This window comes from Vogesella aquatica, from assembly GCF_028548455.1.
GTDB lineage: Bacteria > Pseudomonadota > Gammaproteobacteria > Burkholderiales > Chromobacteriaceae > Vogesella > Vogesella aquatica.
On sequence record NZ_JAQQLF010000005.1, the window covers coordinates 213,302 to 230,364 of the forward strand.

At 54.7% G+C, this 17,063-nt stretch carries 18 protein-coding genes; 8 read left to right on the forward strand and 10 right to left on the reverse strand.

Going from position 1 to position 17,063, the window contains the following annotated elements:
• Nucleotides 1-68: 68 nt before the first annotated feature.
• Nucleotides 69-1,001, forward strand: coding sequence for an IS5 family transposase (locus PQU95_RS05135; RefSeq protein WP_272750989.1), 933 nt, complete (start codon nt 69-71; stop codon nt 999-1,001).
• Between the two features lie 213 nt (nt 1,002-1,214).
• Here PQU95_RS05135 and PQU95_RS05140 read toward each other — a convergent pair whose 3' ends face one another.
• The 8 genes from PQU95_RS05140 to PQU95_RS05175 all read right to left on the reverse strand — a co-directional run bounded on the left by PQU95_RS05140 (nt 1,215) and on the right by PQU95_RS05175 (nt 5,455).
• Nucleotides 1,215-1,946 carry a substrate-binding periplasmic protein gene (locus PQU95_RS05140; RefSeq protein WP_272750990.1) on the reverse strand — a complete coding sequence of 244 codons (732 nt, stop codon included), beginning with the start codon at nt 1,944-1,946 and terminating at the stop codon, nt 1,215-1,217.
• Between the two features lie 175 nt (nt 1,947-2,121).
• Complete coding sequence (locus tag PQU95_RS05145) at nt 2,122-2,385, reverse strand: AraC family transcriptional regulator (RefSeq protein ID WP_308446605.1); 264 nt, start codon at nt 2,383-2,385, stop codon at nt 2,122-2,124.
• An 18-nt stretch (nt 2,386-2,403) separates the two neighbouring features.
• Nucleotides 2,404-2,526, reverse strand: coding sequence for a hypothetical protein (locus PQU95_RS05150; protein ID WP_272750991.1), 123 nt, complete (start codon nt 2,524-2,526; stop codon nt 2,404-2,406).
• Between the two features lie 75 nt (nt 2,527-2,601).
• On the reverse strand, nt 2,602-3,054 hold the full coding sequence (locus PQU95_RS05155; RefSeq protein ID WP_272750992.1) for an integrase core domain-containing protein: 453 nt from the start codon (nt 3,052-3,054) through the stop codon (nt 2,602-2,604).
• A gap of 12 nt (nt 3,055-3,066) precedes the next feature.
• Nucleotides 3,067-3,288: a hypothetical protein gene (locus PQU95_RS05160; protein WP_272750993.1), complete on the reverse strand. Its 222-nt coding sequence runs from the start codon at nt 3,286-3,288 to the stop codon at nt 3,067-3,069.
• A gap of 74 nt (nt 3,289-3,362) precedes the next feature.
• A complete protein-coding gene (locus tag PQU95_RS05165) occupies nt 3,363-3,641 on the reverse strand; it encodes a transposase (protein ID WP_272751010.1) in 279 nt (92 codons plus the stop codon).
• A gap of 123 nt (nt 3,642-3,764) precedes the next feature.
• A complete protein-coding gene (locus PQU95_RS05170) occupies nt 3,765-5,027 on the reverse strand; it encodes a Y-family DNA polymerase (protein WP_272750995.1) in 1,263 nt (420 codons plus the stop codon).
• Nucleotides 5,028-5,029: 2 nt separating this feature from the next.
• Nucleotides 5,030-5,455: a LexA family protein gene (locus PQU95_RS05175; RefSeq protein ID WP_272750996.1), complete on the reverse strand. Its 426-nt coding sequence runs from the start codon at nt 5,453-5,455 to the stop codon at nt 5,030-5,032.
• Between the two features lie 283 nt (nt 5,456-5,738).
• On the opposite strand from PQU95_RS05175, the gene PQU95_RS05180 reads away from it, so the two are divergent.
• Both PQU95_RS05180 and PQU95_RS05185 read left to right on the forward strand, forming a co-directional pair.
• Entirely contained in the window at nt 5,739-7,346 is a 1,608-nt protein-coding gene (locus tag PQU95_RS05180; protein WP_272750998.1) for a methyl-accepting chemotaxis protein, read from the forward strand.
• 282 nt (nt 7,347-7,628) lie between these two features.
• A protein-coding gene (locus PQU95_RS05185; protein ID WP_272751000.1) for an IS3 family transposase occupies nt 7,629-8,764 on the forward strand; the annotation gives its coding sequence in 2 pieces (ribosomal slippage) (nt 7,629-7,881 and nt 7,881-8,764; 1,137 coding nt in all).
• Nucleotides 8,765-8,832: 68 nt separating this feature from the next.
• Here PQU95_RS05185 and PQU95_RS05190 read toward each other — a convergent pair.
• Both PQU95_RS05190 and PQU95_RS05195 read right to left on the reverse strand, forming a co-directional pair.
• Entirely contained in the window at nt 8,833-10,089 is a 1,257-nt protein-coding gene (locus tag PQU95_RS05190) for a Fic family protein (protein WP_272751002.1), read from the reverse strand.
• A gap of 298 nt (nt 10,090-10,387) precedes the next feature.
• The gene (locus tag PQU95_RS05195; RefSeq protein ID WP_272751003.1) at nt 10,388-11,152 is read right to left on the reverse strand and encodes an Arc family DNA-binding protein; all 765 of its coding nucleotides are present in this window, start codon (nt 11,150-11,152) and stop codon (nt 10,388-10,390) included.
• Between the two features lie 132 nt (nt 11,153-11,284).
• Here PQU95_RS05195 and PQU95_RS18515 point away from each other — a divergent pair, with 132 nt between their 5' ends.
• From PQU95_RS18515 to PQU95_RS05215, 5 genes are all read left to right on the forward strand, one after another.
• On the forward strand, nt 11,285-11,470 hold the full coding sequence (locus PQU95_RS18515) for an Arc family DNA-binding protein (RefSeq protein WP_373321375.1): 186 nt from the start codon (nt 11,285-11,287) through the stop codon (nt 11,468-11,470).
• A gap of 395 nt (nt 11,471-11,865) precedes the next feature.
• On the forward strand, nt 11,866-12,285 hold the full coding sequence (locus tag PQU95_RS05200; protein WP_272751004.1) for a TnsA endonuclease N-terminal domain-containing protein: 420 nt from the start codon (nt 11,866-11,868) through the stop codon (nt 12,283-12,285).
• 328 nt (nt 12,286-12,613) lie between these two features.
• Nucleotides 12,614-13,510 (forward strand): TnsA endonuclease N-terminal domain-containing protein, encoded by an 897-nt coding sequence (locus PQU95_RS05205; RefSeq protein WP_272751006.1) that lies wholly within the window; start codon nt 12,614-12,616, stop codon nt 13,508-13,510.
• Nucleotides 13,501-15,756, forward strand: a complete 2,256-nt coding sequence (locus tag PQU95_RS05210; RefSeq protein WP_272751007.1) for a TnsB C-terminal domain-containing protein — start codon at nt 13,501-13,503, stop codon at nt 15,754-15,756. The genes PQU95_RS05205 and PQU95_RS05210 overlap by 10 nt, the downstream gene beginning before the upstream one ends.
• A 148-nt stretch (nt 15,757-15,904) precedes the next feature.
• Nucleotides 15,905-17,011 carry an AAA family ATPase gene (locus PQU95_RS05215; protein ID WP_272751008.1) on the forward strand — a complete coding sequence of 369 codons (1,107 nt, stop codon included), beginning with the start codon at nt 15,905-15,907 and terminating at the stop codon, nt 17,009-17,011.
• Nucleotides 17,012-17,063 lie beyond the last annotated feature (52 nt).

The window sequence follows — 17,063 nt, forward strand, 5'->3', positions numbered from 1 at the left end:
GTCCCGTTCCCCGTGGACAGGCTTTGTTGCACAAATCAGGGCTTGCGCCTGTCCGGTAGAATGACCGCATGAGCAAGCCCCTCCCTCCCAAGTACCAAACTATCAACTGGCAGACCTACAACCACGCCCTCAAGCAGCGAGGGCAGTTCCTTCTCTGGCTCGACAAGGATATGAACTGGCAGGCTCCGTCCACTGGTAAGCGCGGACGGCAGCCCACTTTCTCTGATGCTGCCATCCAGTTCTGTCTCACCATCAAATGCCTCTTTGGTCTGGCATTACGCCAGGCCACAGGCATGGTCGAAAGCATGTTGCGTTTGGCTGGACTTGACTGGGCCGTTCCTGACTTCAGCACGCTTTCCCGCCGCCAGAAAGACCTGCAGGTGCGCATTCCGGTGCAGAGGAAACAGGGCTGTCTGCATCTGCTGGTGGATAGCACCGGTATCAAGATGATGGGTGAAGGCGAGTGGAAGGTGAAGAAGCATGGTGCCGACTACCGCCGCCAATGGCGCAAACTGCATCTAGGAATTGATGCACAAACGCTGGAAATCCGGGCAATAGAAGTGACCGACAATCGTACGGGCGATGCCACGATGCTGCCGGAGCTGCTGTCGCAAATACCACCGACCGAGAAGTTGATGACGGTGACCACGGATGGCGCATACGACACGCGCTTGTGTCATGCCGCGATTGCGGATCGTGGTGCTGCGGCCATCATTCCTCCACGTCGAAACGGCCAGTTCTGGAAAGGGAATGCACCGGGGAATCAGGCTCGCAACGAGTCGCTACGTTCGGTGAAGTATCTGGGACGCACGCTCTGGAAAAAGTGGAGTGGCTACCATCGGCGTAGCCTGGCCGAAACGAAGATGCACTGCTTCAAGTTGCTGGCGGACCACGTCAAGTCACAAGACTTTGACCGACAGGTGGCGGAGCTTCAAATCTGTGCCGCGATTTTGAATCGCTTCACAGCACTGGGCACGCCGCAAACGGTCCGCATGGGATAGATCTGTCCGGGGATTGGGGTAGCTCGACCTGCAGCTGATTTGTGCAACAAAGCCTATTTGACCCCGGTTGAATTCGAACGCCGTCGTTCAGTGCTTAGTGCTTAACCCGCTGTCCATGGGGAGCGGGACAGACCAAACAGCTATTCAAGGGCATTGCCATAGACTTTGCCAAAGACGCCGCCAAGTCCGCCGGTGGCACGGTGCTGGCCGTGGTTAAGGGGCAGTTGGGCCTGTGAGAAGCCCCCAGGGTTGGGACGCGTATTTGCGCACCAGCTCGGGCAGGCGCTCCTTGCGCAGCTTGCCGATGTGTGCCCACAGCTTTTCGGCCAGAGCCGGGTTGCGCTCCACAAACTGGTGGCTCAGCATCAGGTAGTAAGGCTTTCTCTGCCAAGGGATTGGCACTTTTTCCACGCCTTGCAAACGCATGTGCTCGATGTAGCCATCGGCCACGTCTTCCTGCATGGCAAACGCGGCAATGCGGCCGAGCAGCAGCTTTTGGAAGTTCTGCTCCATGGTTTTGGCGTGTTCTGTGGGCAGGCCTGCCTTGGTCAGCATGGCGCCCACCGAGAAGGTGGTGTTGTAACCAATGGCCCGCCCCTCCAGCCCGCGCATGGTGCTGCCATCCCACTGAAACGGCGAGCCCTTGCGCTTGTAGAACACATACGACAAGCTCAGCAGCCGGGCTGACTCATCGGGTTTTCCGTCCTTGAAGGGGTAGCTGCCGAACTCCTGCCGCTCTGGCACAAATGAAAACATGAAGGCGCCGTCCACCTCGCCCGCTTGCATGCTCTTGAAGCCCCGTAGCTGCGGCGCGCGCTGCAGCACCACCTCCAAGCCCATATCGCGCCCGGCCTGCTGCAGCATCTCCACCATGGCGCCGGGCGCCTCCGGCACCTCGGGCCCATTGCCCATCTGGTAGGGCGCGACCTCAATGTCGGAATACATCAGCCGCAGCTTCTGTTGCCCCCAGGCCGGGGCAGCAGCCGCAAGCGCAAACAGCAATGGCAGGAATGCAAGATATCTCATTGTTGGGTATCGTTGGGTATTGGTAGGCTTGCTCACTACTAGTATGGATACAATAGCGCAGGCGTCAATAGGCGCCCACGTCAGCCAGACACCGCTAGCCCACCAGCGGCAGGTAGATGTCCAGCAGCCAATCAGCCGACGCCGTATCGCGCGGGTTGTGCAGGTAGTCCTCAAACACCTGCGGGTTGGCCGCCTCGTGGCCCAACTGCACCAGCCACTGACCATAGAGCCAACGGTAGGTCGCGCACATGGCGGCATAGGGCCCACGGTAGCGCATCACCGCGCACAGGCCGCCACCCAGCGTAAAGGGCTCCAGCGGCGGGGCCTGTGGGCCACGGTGGCTCGGCGGCAGGTTCAGCCCGGCGCGGCAGTGGAGTTACGCTTCGGGCAAGGCATAGGGGTCGTCGTAGTACACCGCTATCCAGCGTGTGTCTGCCCGCATCAGGCCTTGGGTCTGCATGGCCATGTAGGCCTGGGCATAGGCCGTGCCCACGCGCATGTGTAATGACCCAGCCCTCTCTGCAGGTCAGCTTACTAATTGATACGCCATCGCCGGCGTCTTCATCCCCAAAGCCTAGTGCGGGCGTCGGTGGTTGTAGAACCCGATCCAGTCTGCAATTACCCGGCTGGCGTGCGCCAGGCTTTCAAAGCGGTGCCGATGCGCGCATTGCTTTTTCAAGATGCTGATCACCCGTTCCACCATCTCGTTCTGCTCCGGCGTGTACGGTGTGATGAACTCCTGCTGCAGACAGTAGCTCTTCACCAGCGCGGTGTAGCTGCGGTTTATAAATACCAAACTGCGCAGAAGGACGCGTTGCGGCACCCGGTCCAAGCAGCCAGAGTGGCTGATCAGCGCGTGCTCCAGAGCCGATACGACCGTTTTGGACTTGCCACTGCGCGACAGATGCCAGCCCAGTAGCTCGCGGGTGCAGCAGTCAATCACCAAGGCCAAATGGCACCAGCCATCCTTCCCCGCCCAGATGCGGCATAGATCGGTGGCCCAGCGTTGGTTAGGCTCGGCCGCCACCGATGGCTGGGCTTACACGCTCGGGCGGAAGCCGACTGGCCGCTTCTTCACCTGCCAGCCTTTGAGCTGGAAGATGCTCTGCACGGTGTTTTTGTTCATGCCCAACAGGCCTGACACGGTGCAGTAGCCGAAGGAAGAGTTCTCTTCAATCATCTCTTTGATGAGCTCGACCAGCTGATGCTGCATCTTGGGCGCGGTCTTTTGCGGGCGGTAGTACAGCGTGCGACGTGGCACACCGAACTAGCGGCACAGCTTGCTGATGGGCACCTGGATGCCGTCGTCTGCCAGTCCCTGCCGGACGAGGTGAACTACTTGTCATCCTCGCCCAGCAGAGACTGCAGCTTTTTTCGGGTGCGCAGCTCCAGCATGGCTTCCTGCAGTTCTTTGAGCTGTTTTTCGTACTGCTCGCGGATGTCCATCGGCTTGGCACGCAGGGCGTTTTCCATATCGCGCTTGGCCTCATCGACCCAGGTTTCGATCTCGGAGGGGGCCAGGTCGAAGGCGCGGGAGGCTTCGGCCACCGTGCTCTTGCCTTGAATGATCTCCATCACCAGCGCGGCTTTGCGCTTGGCGGTACAGCGTTTGATGTCTTATTCCATAGTCATACAAATCACATGCTCCTGTGTGAATTATGACCTGTGCAGGTTTTGAGTGGGTCATTACAGGCAGGTTTACAAATAACGCCGGACAAGACCACAACCGGCCCATGTCTACACCACTGGCAACTCCCTCCAACAGGTCGTCCATCGTGGCGACCTTTTTTCTTGCCGCATCGCCCAGCCGCTATGCAGCTTCTCGCTGGCCAGGCGTAGCGTGCCGCGGCCGTATTCGCGGTTGATGTGGTCCATTACCGCCATCACCCTGCCCCGGCGCGGGTCGGGCGTGGGGGCGAACAGGTCGGGCTGCACACGGTCGGCGGGGCCGATTTCCATTAGCACCACGCCGGCTTTCTTGTAGCTGTAGCCTGGGCGGTAGACGCGGCGCAGGCCGGCTAACGCAGCAGCGGTGATGGTGGCGCTGTCGGATGAGGGGTGGATCAGCGGGTAGACTTCCCAGCCGGCGTACTGGGCATCCTGTTGGCGAAAGCGGTTGGTGCGGATGCTGACCGCCACCAGCCGGGCGTGGCTGTGCTGGCGGCGCAGCTTTTCGGCGGCGCGGCAGGCGTGGTGGCTGATGGCGCTGGCCAGGGTGTCGAAGTCGTGCACCAGCTCGGCAAAGCTGCGGCTGGCGATGATCTGCTGCTTGGCTGGCGCCACATCTTCCAGCGCCAGGCAGCTGATGCCGTTCAGCTCGGCCACGGTGCGCTCGACTACCACGTTGAACTGGCGTTTGATGTCGCGCGGGTCGGCGTGCTTCAGGTCCAGCGCGCTGTGAATGCCCATGGCGGCCAACCTTTCCGCGATGCGGCGCCCTATTCCCCATACCTCGCCCACCGCGATGCGCGCCATCAGCTTATCTTGCCATTCCGGCGTCAGCCAGTGCCAGGCGAACACACCTTGCGCGCGCGGGTAGACCTTGCCCACGTGGTTGGCCAGCTTGGCCAGCGTCTTGCTGGGGCCGATACCGACACAGGTGGGGATGCCTACCCGTTGCAGTACGTCGGCGCGCAGCCGGGTAGCGTGCTCGCGCAGGTCGGGGATGCCGTCCAGCGTGATGAAGGACTCGTCCACGCTGTACACCTCCTGGTCGATACCCCAGCGGCCGATCACCTGCATCATGCGCTGGCTCATGTCGCCGTACAGCGCGTAGTTGGAGCTGAACACCGCCACGTCGTGTTTTTGGCACAGGTGGCGGATTTCGAAGAACGGCACAAAGCCCTTGATGCCCAGCGCCTTGGCCTCGGCGCTGCGCGCCACCACGCAGCCATCGTTGTTGCTGAGCACCACGATGGGCTTGCCGATCAGGTCGGGGCGGAACACGCCCTCGCAGCTGGCGTAAAAGCTGTTGCCGTCCACCAGGGCAAACAGCGGCATGGCTAGCAGAACTGCTTGATGCAGGACTTGATCACGCCCCAGATCTGCAGCTCCTGGCCGTCGTGCAGCTCGATGGGCTGGTAATGGGGGTTTTCCGGGATCAGCGCCACGCGGGTACCGCGCCGGTACAGGCGTTTGACGGTGAACTCGCCGTCCACGATGGCCAGCACGATCATGCCGTGCGCCGGGTTGATGCTGCGGTCCACGATCAGGATGTCGCCGGTACCGATGCCCGCCCCGCTCATGCTGTCGCCGCGCACCCGCACCATGAAGGTGGCGGCCGGGTCGGACACCAGTAGCTCCACCAGGTCGAGCTTGGCTTCCAGATAGTCATCGGCCGGCGACGGGAAACCGGCCGGCACGCGGCTACAGAACAGGGGCAGCAACAGCTGCGGCCGACTGGCGGCCTGGTACGGGATGGGGATCATGACGGCACTCCTTGCTGGGGATTTGATTATGTACAAAATCAAAAAGCGCACCAAGTAGCCAATTGAAATTTATTGAAAGTGAGAGGAAAGATTGCTGTAGCATGCAAACGTGATCATCCAGAACGCTAGTCTCACACGCATCCCTTCATTTTGCATTAAATGCATGAAAACGATTCTTCTTTGCAAAAATTGCAGTCCTGAAAAATAACCCTATCCACTTGATAGATATATTTACTTCGCAGCATCTATATTCTACAAACGAAGCATGTGAGAGGAGCACACGATGTTGATATCTACCCGAATGAAACTGCAAGCCGTTTTCACTTGCATTATCTTCCTTGCGATGGCGGCACTGAGCTTAATCCAGATAGACAAGCTCATCAAAAGTGCTTACGACACATCAGACAACATTGTGCCAAGCATCGAGCTGATCAATGATGCTTACAGTGAGTTTTTGAGCCAGCGCACAGCAACGCTCATGTATCTCATCAATACAGACGCAAACAATTCTACAAATATAAAATCGGCTTACGAGCAGGCCAAGAGCGCATCACAAAAAGCATTGAATGACTATGGACAGTACGTTTCAGATAGCAAAGATAAAGAATTATTGGACACTGTTAAAAATGGCATGGCGAAGATGTCCACCATCTATGAATCTGCCATATTGACCTCCGATAAAAACAAAGAAGAAGCAGAAAAAATAATAACAACCGCTAGGCCATATTTCATTGCAGTTCAGAAATCTGCAAAGGCACATATTCAATACAACAAAGACCTGGAACATCAGAATAAGCAAGATCTTAAACAAGTATCAGAAACTACCACAACACTTTTGCTAGCAGTTGCTGTCATTGGCATGCTCATTATGGGAACAGTAATGTTTAATACTTACCGCCAAGTGGCGGGGAGTATTAAACAAGCAAGCGATGACTTTACGCACTTGACTGACAGCATGGATCTATCTATCAGATGCAAAGTTAAGCACAATGATGAAATTGGCAGTATGCTACAGAAGTTCAATCTTTTTGCCGAAAAACTCCAAGGCAGCATTATTAGTATTAGAAAGTCCTCAGCAGCTTTGATTAGTGCATCGGAAGAGCTGTCAGACTCTGCAGCAAGTGTCTCCAGAAGCTCGGTTACTCAAAGCGAATCAGCTAATTCTATGGCTGCGGCGTTAGAGCAAATAACTGTGAGCATGAGCCATGTTGCTAGCCGAACGGCAGATGCCGATCGCTTGGCTAGACAAACAGAAGAAGAGGCTAGCACCGGACAAACTGTCATCGAAAAAGCCACCGAAACCATCAATGAAATTTCCGGCTCGGTTGAAAAGGTTTCAAGCAACATGGGCTCCCTCTCCAGCCAAGCCTCTGCCATCAGTACCGTCGTGAATGTCATCAAGGATGTTGCTGATCAAACCAACCTGCTGGCACTCAATGCTGCCATTGAAGCGGCTCGAGCTGGGGAGCAAGGTCGAGGATTTGCAGTGGTTGCGGACGAAGTAAGAAAACTCGCAGAACGAACAGCACAGTCCACTACCGAAATTAACACGATGGTCAGTGCAATACAGTCGAGCTCAACCCAGGCGACGTCTGGGGTTGTTTTGGCAGTTGATAGTGTCAAAGCAGGCGTTACCGCTGCTGAATCAGCAATGGAAACGATCAAGGCTATCTCCAGTACGGCTTCGCAAAATCAAGAGCTAGTTGGCGAAATTGCCAATGCCATGAGGGAGCAAAGCAATGCAGCCACCAGTATTTCTCAGCAAGTAGAAGCAGTAGCGCAAATGAGTGAGCAGAATGTTGCTGCAGCAAGCAACGTGTCAGATCTCGCCAAAAATTTGTTTGTGATTGCAAAGCAAATGCAGAGCGAGCTAGAGACCTACAAAGCCTGATATTCCGAGTAGAAGAGGCAGCCAGGTACCGCTTTTTGCATGGAGGTCTGTCCCTTACAACAAACTCGGTATCTTTCCCTTGGCCACCGGCCTGATGTATCTCGCAAGCATCAGGTCGCTGGTATGCCCGGTCTGCTCTCGTATCTGCCACGGCTGCAAGCCGGCGATGGCTGCTTGAGTGCAGTAACCGACCCGCAAGCTGTGGACACTCACTTGGCTGGGTAGACTGACCCGACTCCTGTAGGCAATCCGGCCCTATGATTTGAGCATAGGAGGATGTCCATGAGCACACAGCGTTTCACCCCTGAATTCAAAGAAGAAGCCGTCCAGCAGGTCACTGAACGCGGCTACTCTGTGGCCGAGGTTTCTGCCCGGCTTGGGGTTTCCAGCCATAGCCTGTACAAATGGGTGAAAGCCGTCACCCCAGATAACTCGGAGAAACAGGCTGCCGAGCTGATCGAGGCCAAGAGCGAAATCCTTCGCCTGAAGGCGCAACTGCGTCGCACAGAAGAAGAGCGAGATATTCTTAAAAAAGCCGCGCGGTACTTTGCCAGGGAGTCCGAGTAAGGTACCGCTTCATGAATGAGCATCGACATACCTGGCCGCTGACGACTATGTGCCGTTTGCTGCAAGTTGCCCGTGCCGGCTTCTATCAATGGCTACACCGCCCCGAGTCTGATCACGCCAAGGAAGATGCCAGATTGCTGGTGCTGATTCGCGACTCCTGGCGAGCCAGTGGCGGCGTGTATGGGTCGCGCCGGGTGCTGGGCGACCTGCGCGAGATTGGTGAGGTGTGCGGCAAACACCGTGTCGCCCGAATCATGCGGCAGCACAGTATCAAGGCCCAGCGCGGTTATAAGGCACTGCGCCCCATTGCGGGGCGCCCTTACTTGTTGGCCCCCAACCATCTGAATCGCGAGTTCACGACGTCACAGCCTGACCAGACCTGGGTGACGGACATTACTTATATCCGTACCTGGCAGGGCTGGCTTTATCTGGCGGTGGTGATCGACTTGTTCTCACTCAGGGTGGTGGGCTGGTCAATGAAACCAACATTGAGCCGCGAATTGGCGTTGAACGCGCTGCTGATGGCGCTGTGGCGGCGCAAACCTACTGGTCGCGTATTGGTGCATTCGGATCAGGGCTCGCAATATGGCAGTGATGACTGGCGCCGTTTCTGTCTCTCCCACAATCTTGAGCCCAGCATGAGTCGCCGTGGCAATTGCTGGGATAACGCCGTGGCAGAGTCCTTCTTCAGCAGCCTGAAGAAGGAGCGTATCCGCAAACGGATTTACAAAACCCGAGACTTGGCCAAGTCAGATGTATTCGATTACATCGAAGCTTTTTACAATCGAACCCGCCGCCACAGTCACCTGGGCGGCATCAGTCCCGAGGCCTTTGAGCGGGCCTCGGCGTGAGGCGGGAGTTTGTCTACTGCACCCGGGACAGTCCAACACCCTCTCTCGAATCAAAAGACTGCCCTAGTTCAACTGTTACTGGTATGCAATGCTCGCAAGGCTTGTTCCGTAATATCGATGTCACCATGCGGGTATAGATCTGGTAGCAAAAATGGCATGGCATGGACTGGAAATCCGACTCGAACCTTGCCTTTGGGTGTCTCTGAAACAAGAAACCCCTCTGCCAACAACTTGCTAAGAATAGTGCGTGCTGTACGCTCGCCCAAGCCTGTAAGTCGCGCAGCCTCACCACGTTCAAACTCACCCATGGTCAAGGCGTACATGTATAAGTAGGCCGACTCTGGCCGGAGCATGGATTTGCGAACATGCCGAAAGTAGTTGTGTACCCGTTCCCCGAAGCTACTCAAGTCGAACATATTGGCCATGAGTCTAGCTTGATCAATGCCTACCTGCAGGCCAAAGCGACAGAACTCAGCCAATGCGCGCTCGGTCAGGCGACCACTATCATGCAAATGCCCAGGACGTGGTTGGTCTGCTTGAACCAGCAGGGATCTATAACTATCAGCCCTCTTCGCCAAACCGCGCGACATTGACCACAGTGCAGTGCCGCTTACACCACAGGCCCTGAGCATGGCATCCAACGTAATACGAGCAACGCGGCCATTACCATCAGCAAAAGGGTGAATCCAAACGAGACGATGATGTGCCGCAAAGGCAGCAACAATGCTGGTTAACCGGAAGATACCCCCCTTTCCTGCACACTCAAGCCTCCAGCCATATACCTCGGCATAACGGCTCATGAGAATGGGGAGGTATTCACTCTTAGGCGATAGCCCCCCCCCCATGCAGACTTCCCGTTGACGAAACGCACCTGGCGTCATCACCGAGCCATCTTTCAGAGTGAGCATTCGTACAGGAAGGTGCTGATAAAATAACCTATGAATCTCTTGCGGGAAGATTGGCAAATTGGCTTGTGTCAGTTGCTGGGTTTTCGCCCAGCGATCTGCAAAGATATGGGCGCTTGCTAAGCTCTGGTAATCATTGTCTGCATCGAAACGTGCGGTATCCTGCATCGTTTTGTCGATATCGATCGGCAAAATTCTATAGCCTTCAATCAGATTGCTGTAATAGCAATTCACCCCAGCAACCAGCGCCTCCAATCCCTGGGCTGTGTGCTTATGGAATTTTGCATCAAGACGAGCTGACTCTAAGCACAGTTCATGCGCCAATCCCATCAGATCGATGAGCACTGGCCGTGACTCTTCAATCAGGAAGGGTTCTATCTGAGACGGATGGTCATAGGACTCAAGATTTTTCTCAGCCATTTGCCGATCTTTCTGCCGATATCTCATCGATGCAAATACAGCAAAACCAATGACTTAAAATTTTTAGACTGTATTGACCTAGGAAAATTTGCCGATCCTTCTGCCGATCATTCTCTTCTTTAAATGAACGCGGCCCTACACCTCTCCGGTAGCACGAGCACATGTGTAGCGGTCACACATGTATCAAACGACCAACTGGTAGCTATGAGGTAACAGGCACTGTGCTTGCTGAACGAAGTGTCCAGAATTGGCTAGCCCTCCCCTTTTCGATAGACCATTCTGAGAGAAAACTGATCATCTACTTCGCAGCACCAAAACGGCTCATTGCTACTTCTATCGCCTTGAGCCTGTCCTGCTGTTGTTTCTGCATAGCCTGCAGTGCGACGAATAGAAAATTCTGGCCTTCCGGATGTACGGCCAACTGAGCAGGTAGCTCGTAGACCCACTCATTGACGAGTTCTTCGAGGTAGCTGGGTGAAATCGCCGGCACGTCGAGAACCTGATTGTCCTCAGCACTACTGTAGTACTCACAAAATCCAACCAATGACGCTGGATCTAACGGATTCATCTCAGGTACGTTGCACCATCTTAGGTACGACATGATCAGATGGCGTTTGCGACGTTCAGGTACCAGGCGCTGTGAGCGTGTTGGGTCAGTGAACTGGTGTACATGCGCGGACTCTCTGGCATAACGACGCCACGCCAATGCCAGATCACGCAGGAATCGTGGGCGAACCTCCTCGATGCCATAAACAGGCTCGACCAAGTCTGAATCCGGATCAGCCCCATTGTAAACACGGCAAAACTCGCGATAGGCCTCAATCTCCCCAGACAATGTCCCCACGCTCCTCGTCCAAGCCTCAAACTCCAGTAACAGTTCAGCTTTTTGCCGCTCTGTTGGCTGTTTTGCAACAGTAGCAGGGGCCTGAGACAACAGAGACATCTCTAGTCGAAATGCGATTTCAGCATTGAGCGACCTACCAGCCATTTCGGATTCGCCCTTTAACCTCTCGTAAGTATCAGTTGGGAGGCGTAGCTGTGTACGGTAAATAGCGTCTGACATGAGTTGTACCCGATAGAGGCGCCCTGTTGATGTCACTATGACACTAGCAGTAGTGCACAAAATGTCAACTTGGCATTGCGATAGAAGCGTGCAAATATCAAACATGTGCCAAACATGTGGAGCACCGAGCTGATGAACTCCCAAACCGAATTTTATCGGTCGCAATATCGGCTACCGATACCTATAGCAAACTGGCTGAAAATGGAAGCGACCGCGAACTTCCGCAGCGTAAACGCCGAACTGATCGCAATTCTGCATGAGACCATGCAGCGCCGTTCCCCTAGCAAAGTCACCACCGACACAGAACATCTAGCATAGGGGTGTGTAACACCCAGCTCGGAAACTCAAAACAGACAAGCCCTCAATACGAGGGCTCTTCATCCACTCAGAACGAGGAGGCTGAAATGTAAAAAAGCTAGCACGGTGGCTAGCCTTTTAATGCAAAAGCCGAAACCTTTGCCGTCAACAAGCTCAGTATCGTCTCGCGCATCCTAGCGGTCAAGCCACATTCACCATTTCAAGCCCAAAACGGTCAGCAAGCAGCTGAACTGCGGCTTCGCTCGTCCTGCGATTGGCTTTTTCCAAACAGATGCGTGGTAGCGCAGGGGGAATTCTTGCCTGCGCTACCAGGAGAATACGATGCGAGTACCAAAAGTCGTGCCCGTAGGGGTAGGCATATCCTGGGCTATTTCCTTTCTAAGAAGCTCAACCGAATGGTGGCCTGGGAGTCACTACTGGAACAAGATGCCCTACTCTTGATGGAGATCTCTCCGGGAGTGCTTTCTTATCAAGAACAGCCTGAAGAAATTTCCTACTGGGAGGGGCAGGCCATTTGCGCTTATGTCCCAGACCTGCGCGTTAGCCTGTGCAACGAGACTTCAGTGCTTGTTGAAGTGAAGCCATCACCAGAGTTTGAACGTCCTGTAGTAAAGGCTAAGTATCGGCAGATCGCGCAACACCTGCAGGAGCAAGGGGAAAACTTCCTGATTCTGACCGATCGAGAAATACGCCAAGAGCCTCAGTTCAGCAATCTTAGGCAATTGCTGTATTGGTACAGCCACGCTCCCGAGAACTTACCGTCAGCCAAAGAGGTTGCAGCAAAGCTGGGGGGACGCGAAGGTTTTCGAAATTGAAGGCCGGCGCAGATCGTATGCCCTGATGATTGAAGTCGCAGTGAGGTTAGCAACGCAGCGAATGCTAAACCAGACCACGGCGACTGACGCCCGATGAAGAAAGTGAGGAAAAAATGAGAACTTAGCGCGGCAAAAATGCATAAAAAAAGCGCCCGGCGGGAACCGGACGCTCTTTTTGCACTGGGGGGGGGGGGAGACCCAGCACTGAGGTATCGACAACTTCAGTCTAGGTACGCATTCGTGTGCCGTCAATCCCCCCGTTATCGTTTTTTCGAACGTCTGAGGACGGGCGAGGACCACGCCTGCCCTCAGAAAACGGAGGTGTTACATGCGCACAACCAAACGCTTTACCCCTGATGTTTTAGAACGGTTCCTGAGAGAGGGACGCGGTACTGGTATCTATACGGAGTACATTCCCTGGCACCAAGTCACTCGGGGAGATCCAGCCAGCCTAGGACGCTCACATCTGCTCAACTGGCAAGGGCGTCAACGAGAGCTGCTCAGTGATGGCGAGTTAGTCATGACCCTGTTTGTCACCATGCTACCGGGGATTGACGACCTACGTGAGCAGTTTCCGTTGTCGCCAACAGTTGCACCGCACGAAATGTGCGACTACGCCCCGAACTCAATTCCACAGCGTTTTCCTGGCACCCAAGATATCGCTGCTAAATTGGGGTACAAGCACCCAATGACCACGGGGAAAGGCAAAGTCACCCCGTGGATCATGTCCACTGATCTGCTAGTGGTCTTGAAGCGAGCCAATGGCAGACAGGAACTACTGGCCGTCGCTTACAAGACGGCCGAAGAGATCAAAAAGCGCCGGACAAAACAACTGCTCGAGATTGAACAGGCCTACTGGCAGGCACGGAATGTTCAGTGGCTGCTGATCACCCCAAAACAATTCGATAAACGGGTCGGTTTGACTCTACGAAGAGTTGCTCCCTGGGCTCTCGGCACTCCCGTACCCGTCAATATCCTCAGACAGGTAGCCGACATCGTCTCTCAGTTACCGGAGCGGTCACTAACATTAACTCTCCAACACCTCAGCTCTATCACAGGCGAGATGGAGCTGTCCCAACGGGCACTGTGGCAGGCCGTGTGTTTCGGTTATCTCCCCATAGACCTTTCCCGTGGTTGGCGCCCACATCTAACGCTCAAGCGGCAAACCCAACAAGAATTTCTTGCGCAAAACCCGATCGCGATGAGGAGATCAGCATGGATCTGATGCATAACCACGTAATTCGCATCATTGATGGTGAGGATGCTGGTACGTATCGGGTCATTCTGGACGAAGTCCGGCTCAGTAAAACCTGTGTTGTTCGGTTAGATGTGCCTGAGCAGCGACCGTCAAATCGCCAGGGACGCCCCAAGGCACTGACGACCCGTCTGCCACGTAAAAAAGCCCCCGCTCCCATGACTACCGCCCTTCACTGGATGAGTCGTGAAACGCTACAGCGGTATCACGATGCCAAAAATCTGCTGTTGCTGGATATCGAGCAGGAGTCGCTGTATTGGTCAGTAGTTCCTGAGAAGGATCTCACTATCTACAAACAGCGATGTTTGATCATGCAAAATTTCCTGATTTTTGACACGCTGCGCGAACACATCCTCGCCTATCAGAGTATCAGCCGCCTAGTTACAGAGGCGATGGAGCGGACTGGGGCCAGTAGCGGAACGGTAAGGCGACTATTCTCATTGCTATGTCGATTGGGATTCAACGAGTCTAGCCTGCGACCACGCCGGGATCGTTGTGGAGCTCCGGGGAAAATCAGACCCTGCGATCCCGATGGTCGTAAAAAAGCAGGCGCCAAGACGACCAAGCAGCGTATCGCAAGAGCATATGGTGAGAATCTCCCTCCGGAGCAGCCAGGTATGAGCACTGATTGGCGCCATCGAATCATGGCAGCCGACCGAAGCATTCCTGCGCCCAAACCACCTATGCCCGAACGCTGTGCTCGGATTCTGGCCAGTGCATTTGTTCAACGCTATCGGCAAATTGATGGTGAGCTGGTACCCATCGCCCCATCTCTGGGGTGCTACCCAAATCGCGCACAAATTCGTAGGGTTATAGAGGTCGATACACCACGAATTGAACAGTTGCTAGCCCAAACGACTAAAGGCCACTTTACTCGCAATATGAGAGGAATGGTCGGCCGAGCGTGGGAAGGCGTCTCTGGCCCAGGGCACACTTGGGCTATTGACTCCACTATTGGCGATACTTACCTGCGTTCCTCCCTCAATCGCGCCTGGGTCATTGGCCGGCCAGTGGTATACATCATCGTTGATGTCTGGAGTACGGCGATAGTAGGTTTTTTTGTTTGCCTGACTGGACCGAGTTGGGAAATGGCAAAAGTAGCACTGTACAGCGCGGCCAGTGCTCCAACTCTCATCGCCGACCTTTGGGGCTACCAGCCAGTGCTCTCCCTGTATCCGGCACCAACACTGTGCCATAGCCTGTTGTGTGATCGGGGTGAGTATCTGTCACAAGCGGCACGGTTTACTGCTGTAACACTTATCCCCTGCCAGAGCTATGCGCCCCCCTACAGACCAGATCTAAAAGGCAGTGTCGAAGTCCCGCATCGGATTATGAAAGATAGGATTTTCACATTTGTACCTGGCGCCATCGATATGCGGAGGAAAGAGCTCGAGTGCCGGCGTGTCAGGATGCAGGATTCGGTGCTGTCAACAGTGGAATACACTCATCTTTTGTACACGATTTTTACGGAGTATAACCTGACTGCAAACAGGGAAAATCGACTGGATGCCCACATGCGTGCAGCAGGCGTGTTTCCCAGCCCGGCGGGGCTCTGGAACTGGGGTCATGAAATAGGCATCGGATTTCGCCGCGCCCTGCCGCAAAACCTACTGACCTCAACGTTGTTACCTATGGCAAAGGCCAGGGTCACTCGTCATGGCGTCATGCAGGGGGGGCTTCTTTATGAATCTGATGTCATCAACGAACAGAGGTGGACAACGTCCGCACGCAACCTGGGCGGCTGGGATATCGACACCTACTATTTCCCAGGATCAATGTCACGCATCTGGACGCCGCCCCTTAACGGAAATGGACTGCTTGAATTGCACTTATCCGATCAGGCGAATGCCTCACCGGAACTAACAGCGGAGGAAGTGCTGGATGCATTTGCCTATGCACGCATCAACAAAGCCGAGCAGGAGCATATCCGTGTGATGCAAGCGCTTCGGTCATTGGAACAGTGCACGGCCATCAAGGAGCAGGCGATCCGAAAAACCCGAGAGGCATTGGCACAATATGACGGCCCTGATCTCACAGCATCTGAGGCAAGGATGCTGGAGCACCGTTACCGGTTCACCCAGGATAGGCAGCCAATGAACGTTGAAGATCATGTGAGTAAAGGGGTCAAGGAGCGTACTGAGGCGATGGGTTCTCATTTTGAGATGATGCAGCAACTCATGTGGGCCACCAATTACGGGGAGGACCATAATGGCTGAGCTGCTTGACCCTTATGGTTCGAATTGCCTAACCCAACATCTAGGCCCAATTCTATCGCGCCAGGAAGCCGTGATGGCATTACGGCATATACCGCCGATCCCGGAGAATATTGGATCCGTCCCACTACACATCAGACGGCATATGCTCATGTCGCTACGAGACCTGCATATTCCCTCGTTGGAAGGTGCCCGTATCCAAGAAACCATTGATCTGTGCATTCGCCAGGGATACCGTTACCGAGACCCCGATGCCCCGCTCTCATGGCAGTTGATTAGCGGAGAGAGCATTCAACAAAAGGCCCCTCGTGCACCAGCACAGGCAGCTGTCGTAATTGGGCACTCTGGGACAGGTAAAACTGAGGCGATTCTACGTGCATTTCATTGTTACCCAAGGCAAGTTATCACTCACGACCATTTCCCAAATATAGTGGGTCCACACTATCAAATGGTCTGGCAAACGGTAGATGTTCCGGACAGTGGTAAAGCAGCAGACCTCGCTGCCAATCTGATGATCAGCTGGGACCTGACTATGCAGCGCTGGTTACCTGAACGTCTACTGCGCTTCGAGGGGCGTTACGGAGGTTCTAAAAGAGACGGACCCACCATGCTGAACGAGTGGAGACAGGTTGCGCTGACGCATTTTCTCGGAGCACTCCATCTGGATGAAGTACAAAATTTTTTTAGATTGGAATCAAAAAAAACTAGACAACAAAAGGCCCGTACCGGTGAGCAGCGAGAGCTGAAAATTATCGAAGATCAGTGCCTTAAGTGGATGCTCTCGATGACCAATACATGGCAGATACCACTCATCTTCTCGGGAACACCAGATGGGGTCAGTGCACTGATGAAACGTCTCAGTAACAGCCAGAGACTAGTCAGTTCCGGCTTCCATCAGATGCCGCGTTTCGCCACACCGATGGAACCTGAATTTTGCCAACTTTTCCTGAAAATCCTGTTCCAGTATCAATATGTGCAGACACCGTTGACACTCACGGATGGCGTCGCAGAATTAATCCACAGACTCACGGCAGGTATTCCACGGCTCATCATCGCCCTGTGGATTGCTGCACATCGCATCGCCTTTGAAAATTCGCGTGATGAGATGACAACTGCTGATCTTGAGCATGCGGCCTCGACCTACCTGGCTCCCGTTCAAGATGCCGTAGAAGCGTTAAGAAGCAACGACTCGGGCCTGTCCGAATTTTTGTGTAAACGGGGTTTGGGTTACGCCTGTGGAATGCGTTCCTCGAACTGAATGGTAAAGCGAGTCAGCGCCGCCTTCCAATCCCGAATCGGCATGGTCCACT

Bases quoted from the DNA above. Each gene is read 5' to 3' on its own strand.
- PQU95_RS05200 (WP_272751004.1), top strand. From the start codon at position 11,866: ATGGTGGCCTGGGAGTCACTACTGGAACAAGATGCCCTACTCTTGATG.
- PQU95_RS05210 (WP_272751007.1), top strand. From the start codon at position 13,501: ATGGATCTGATGCATAACCACGTAATTCGCATCATTGATGGTGAGGAT.
- PQU95_RS05215 (WP_272751008.1), top strand. From the start codon at position 15,905: ATGTCGCTACGAGACCTGCATATTCCCTCGTTGGAAGGTGCCCGTATC.
- PQU95_RS05190 (WP_272751002.1), bottom strand. From the start codon at position 10,089: ATGGCTGAGAAAAATCTTGAGTCCTATGACCATCCGTCTCAGATAGAA.
- PQU95_RS05180 (WP_272750998.1), top strand. From the start codon at position 5,739: ATGTTGATATCTACCCGAATGAAACTGCAAGCCGTTTTCACTTGCATT.
- PQU95_RS05195 (WP_272751003.1), bottom strand. From the start codon at position 11,152: ATGTCAGACGCTATTTACCGTACACAGCTACGCCTCCCAACTGATACT.
- PQU95_RS05175 (WP_272750996.1), bottom strand. From the start codon at position 5,455: ATGATCCCCATCCCGTACCAGGCCGCCAGTCGGCCGCAGCTGTTGCTG.
- PQU95_RS05140 (WP_272750990.1), bottom strand. From the start codon at position 1,946: ATGTATTCCGACATTGAGGTCGCGCCCTACCAGATGGGCAATGGGCCC.
- PQU95_RS05135 (WP_272750989.1), top strand. From the start codon at position 69: ATGAGCAAGCCCCTCCCTCCCAAGTACCAAACTATCAACTGGCAGACC.
- PQU95_RS05150 (WP_272750991.1), bottom strand. From the start codon at position 2,526: ATGCGCGTGGGCACGGCCTATGCCCAGGCCTACATGGCCATGCAGACC.
- PQU95_RS05170 (WP_272750995.1), bottom strand. From the start codon at position 5,027: ATGCCGCTGTTTGCCCTGGTGGACGGCAACAGCTTTTACGCCAGCTGC.
- PQU95_RS05205 (WP_272751006.1), top strand. From the start codon at position 12,614: ATGCGCACAACCAAACGCTTTACCCCTGATGTTTTAGAACGGTTCCTG.
- PQU95_RS18515 (WP_373321375.1), top strand. From the start codon at position 11,285: ATGAACTCCCAAACCGAATTTTATCGGTCGCAATATCGGCTACCGATA.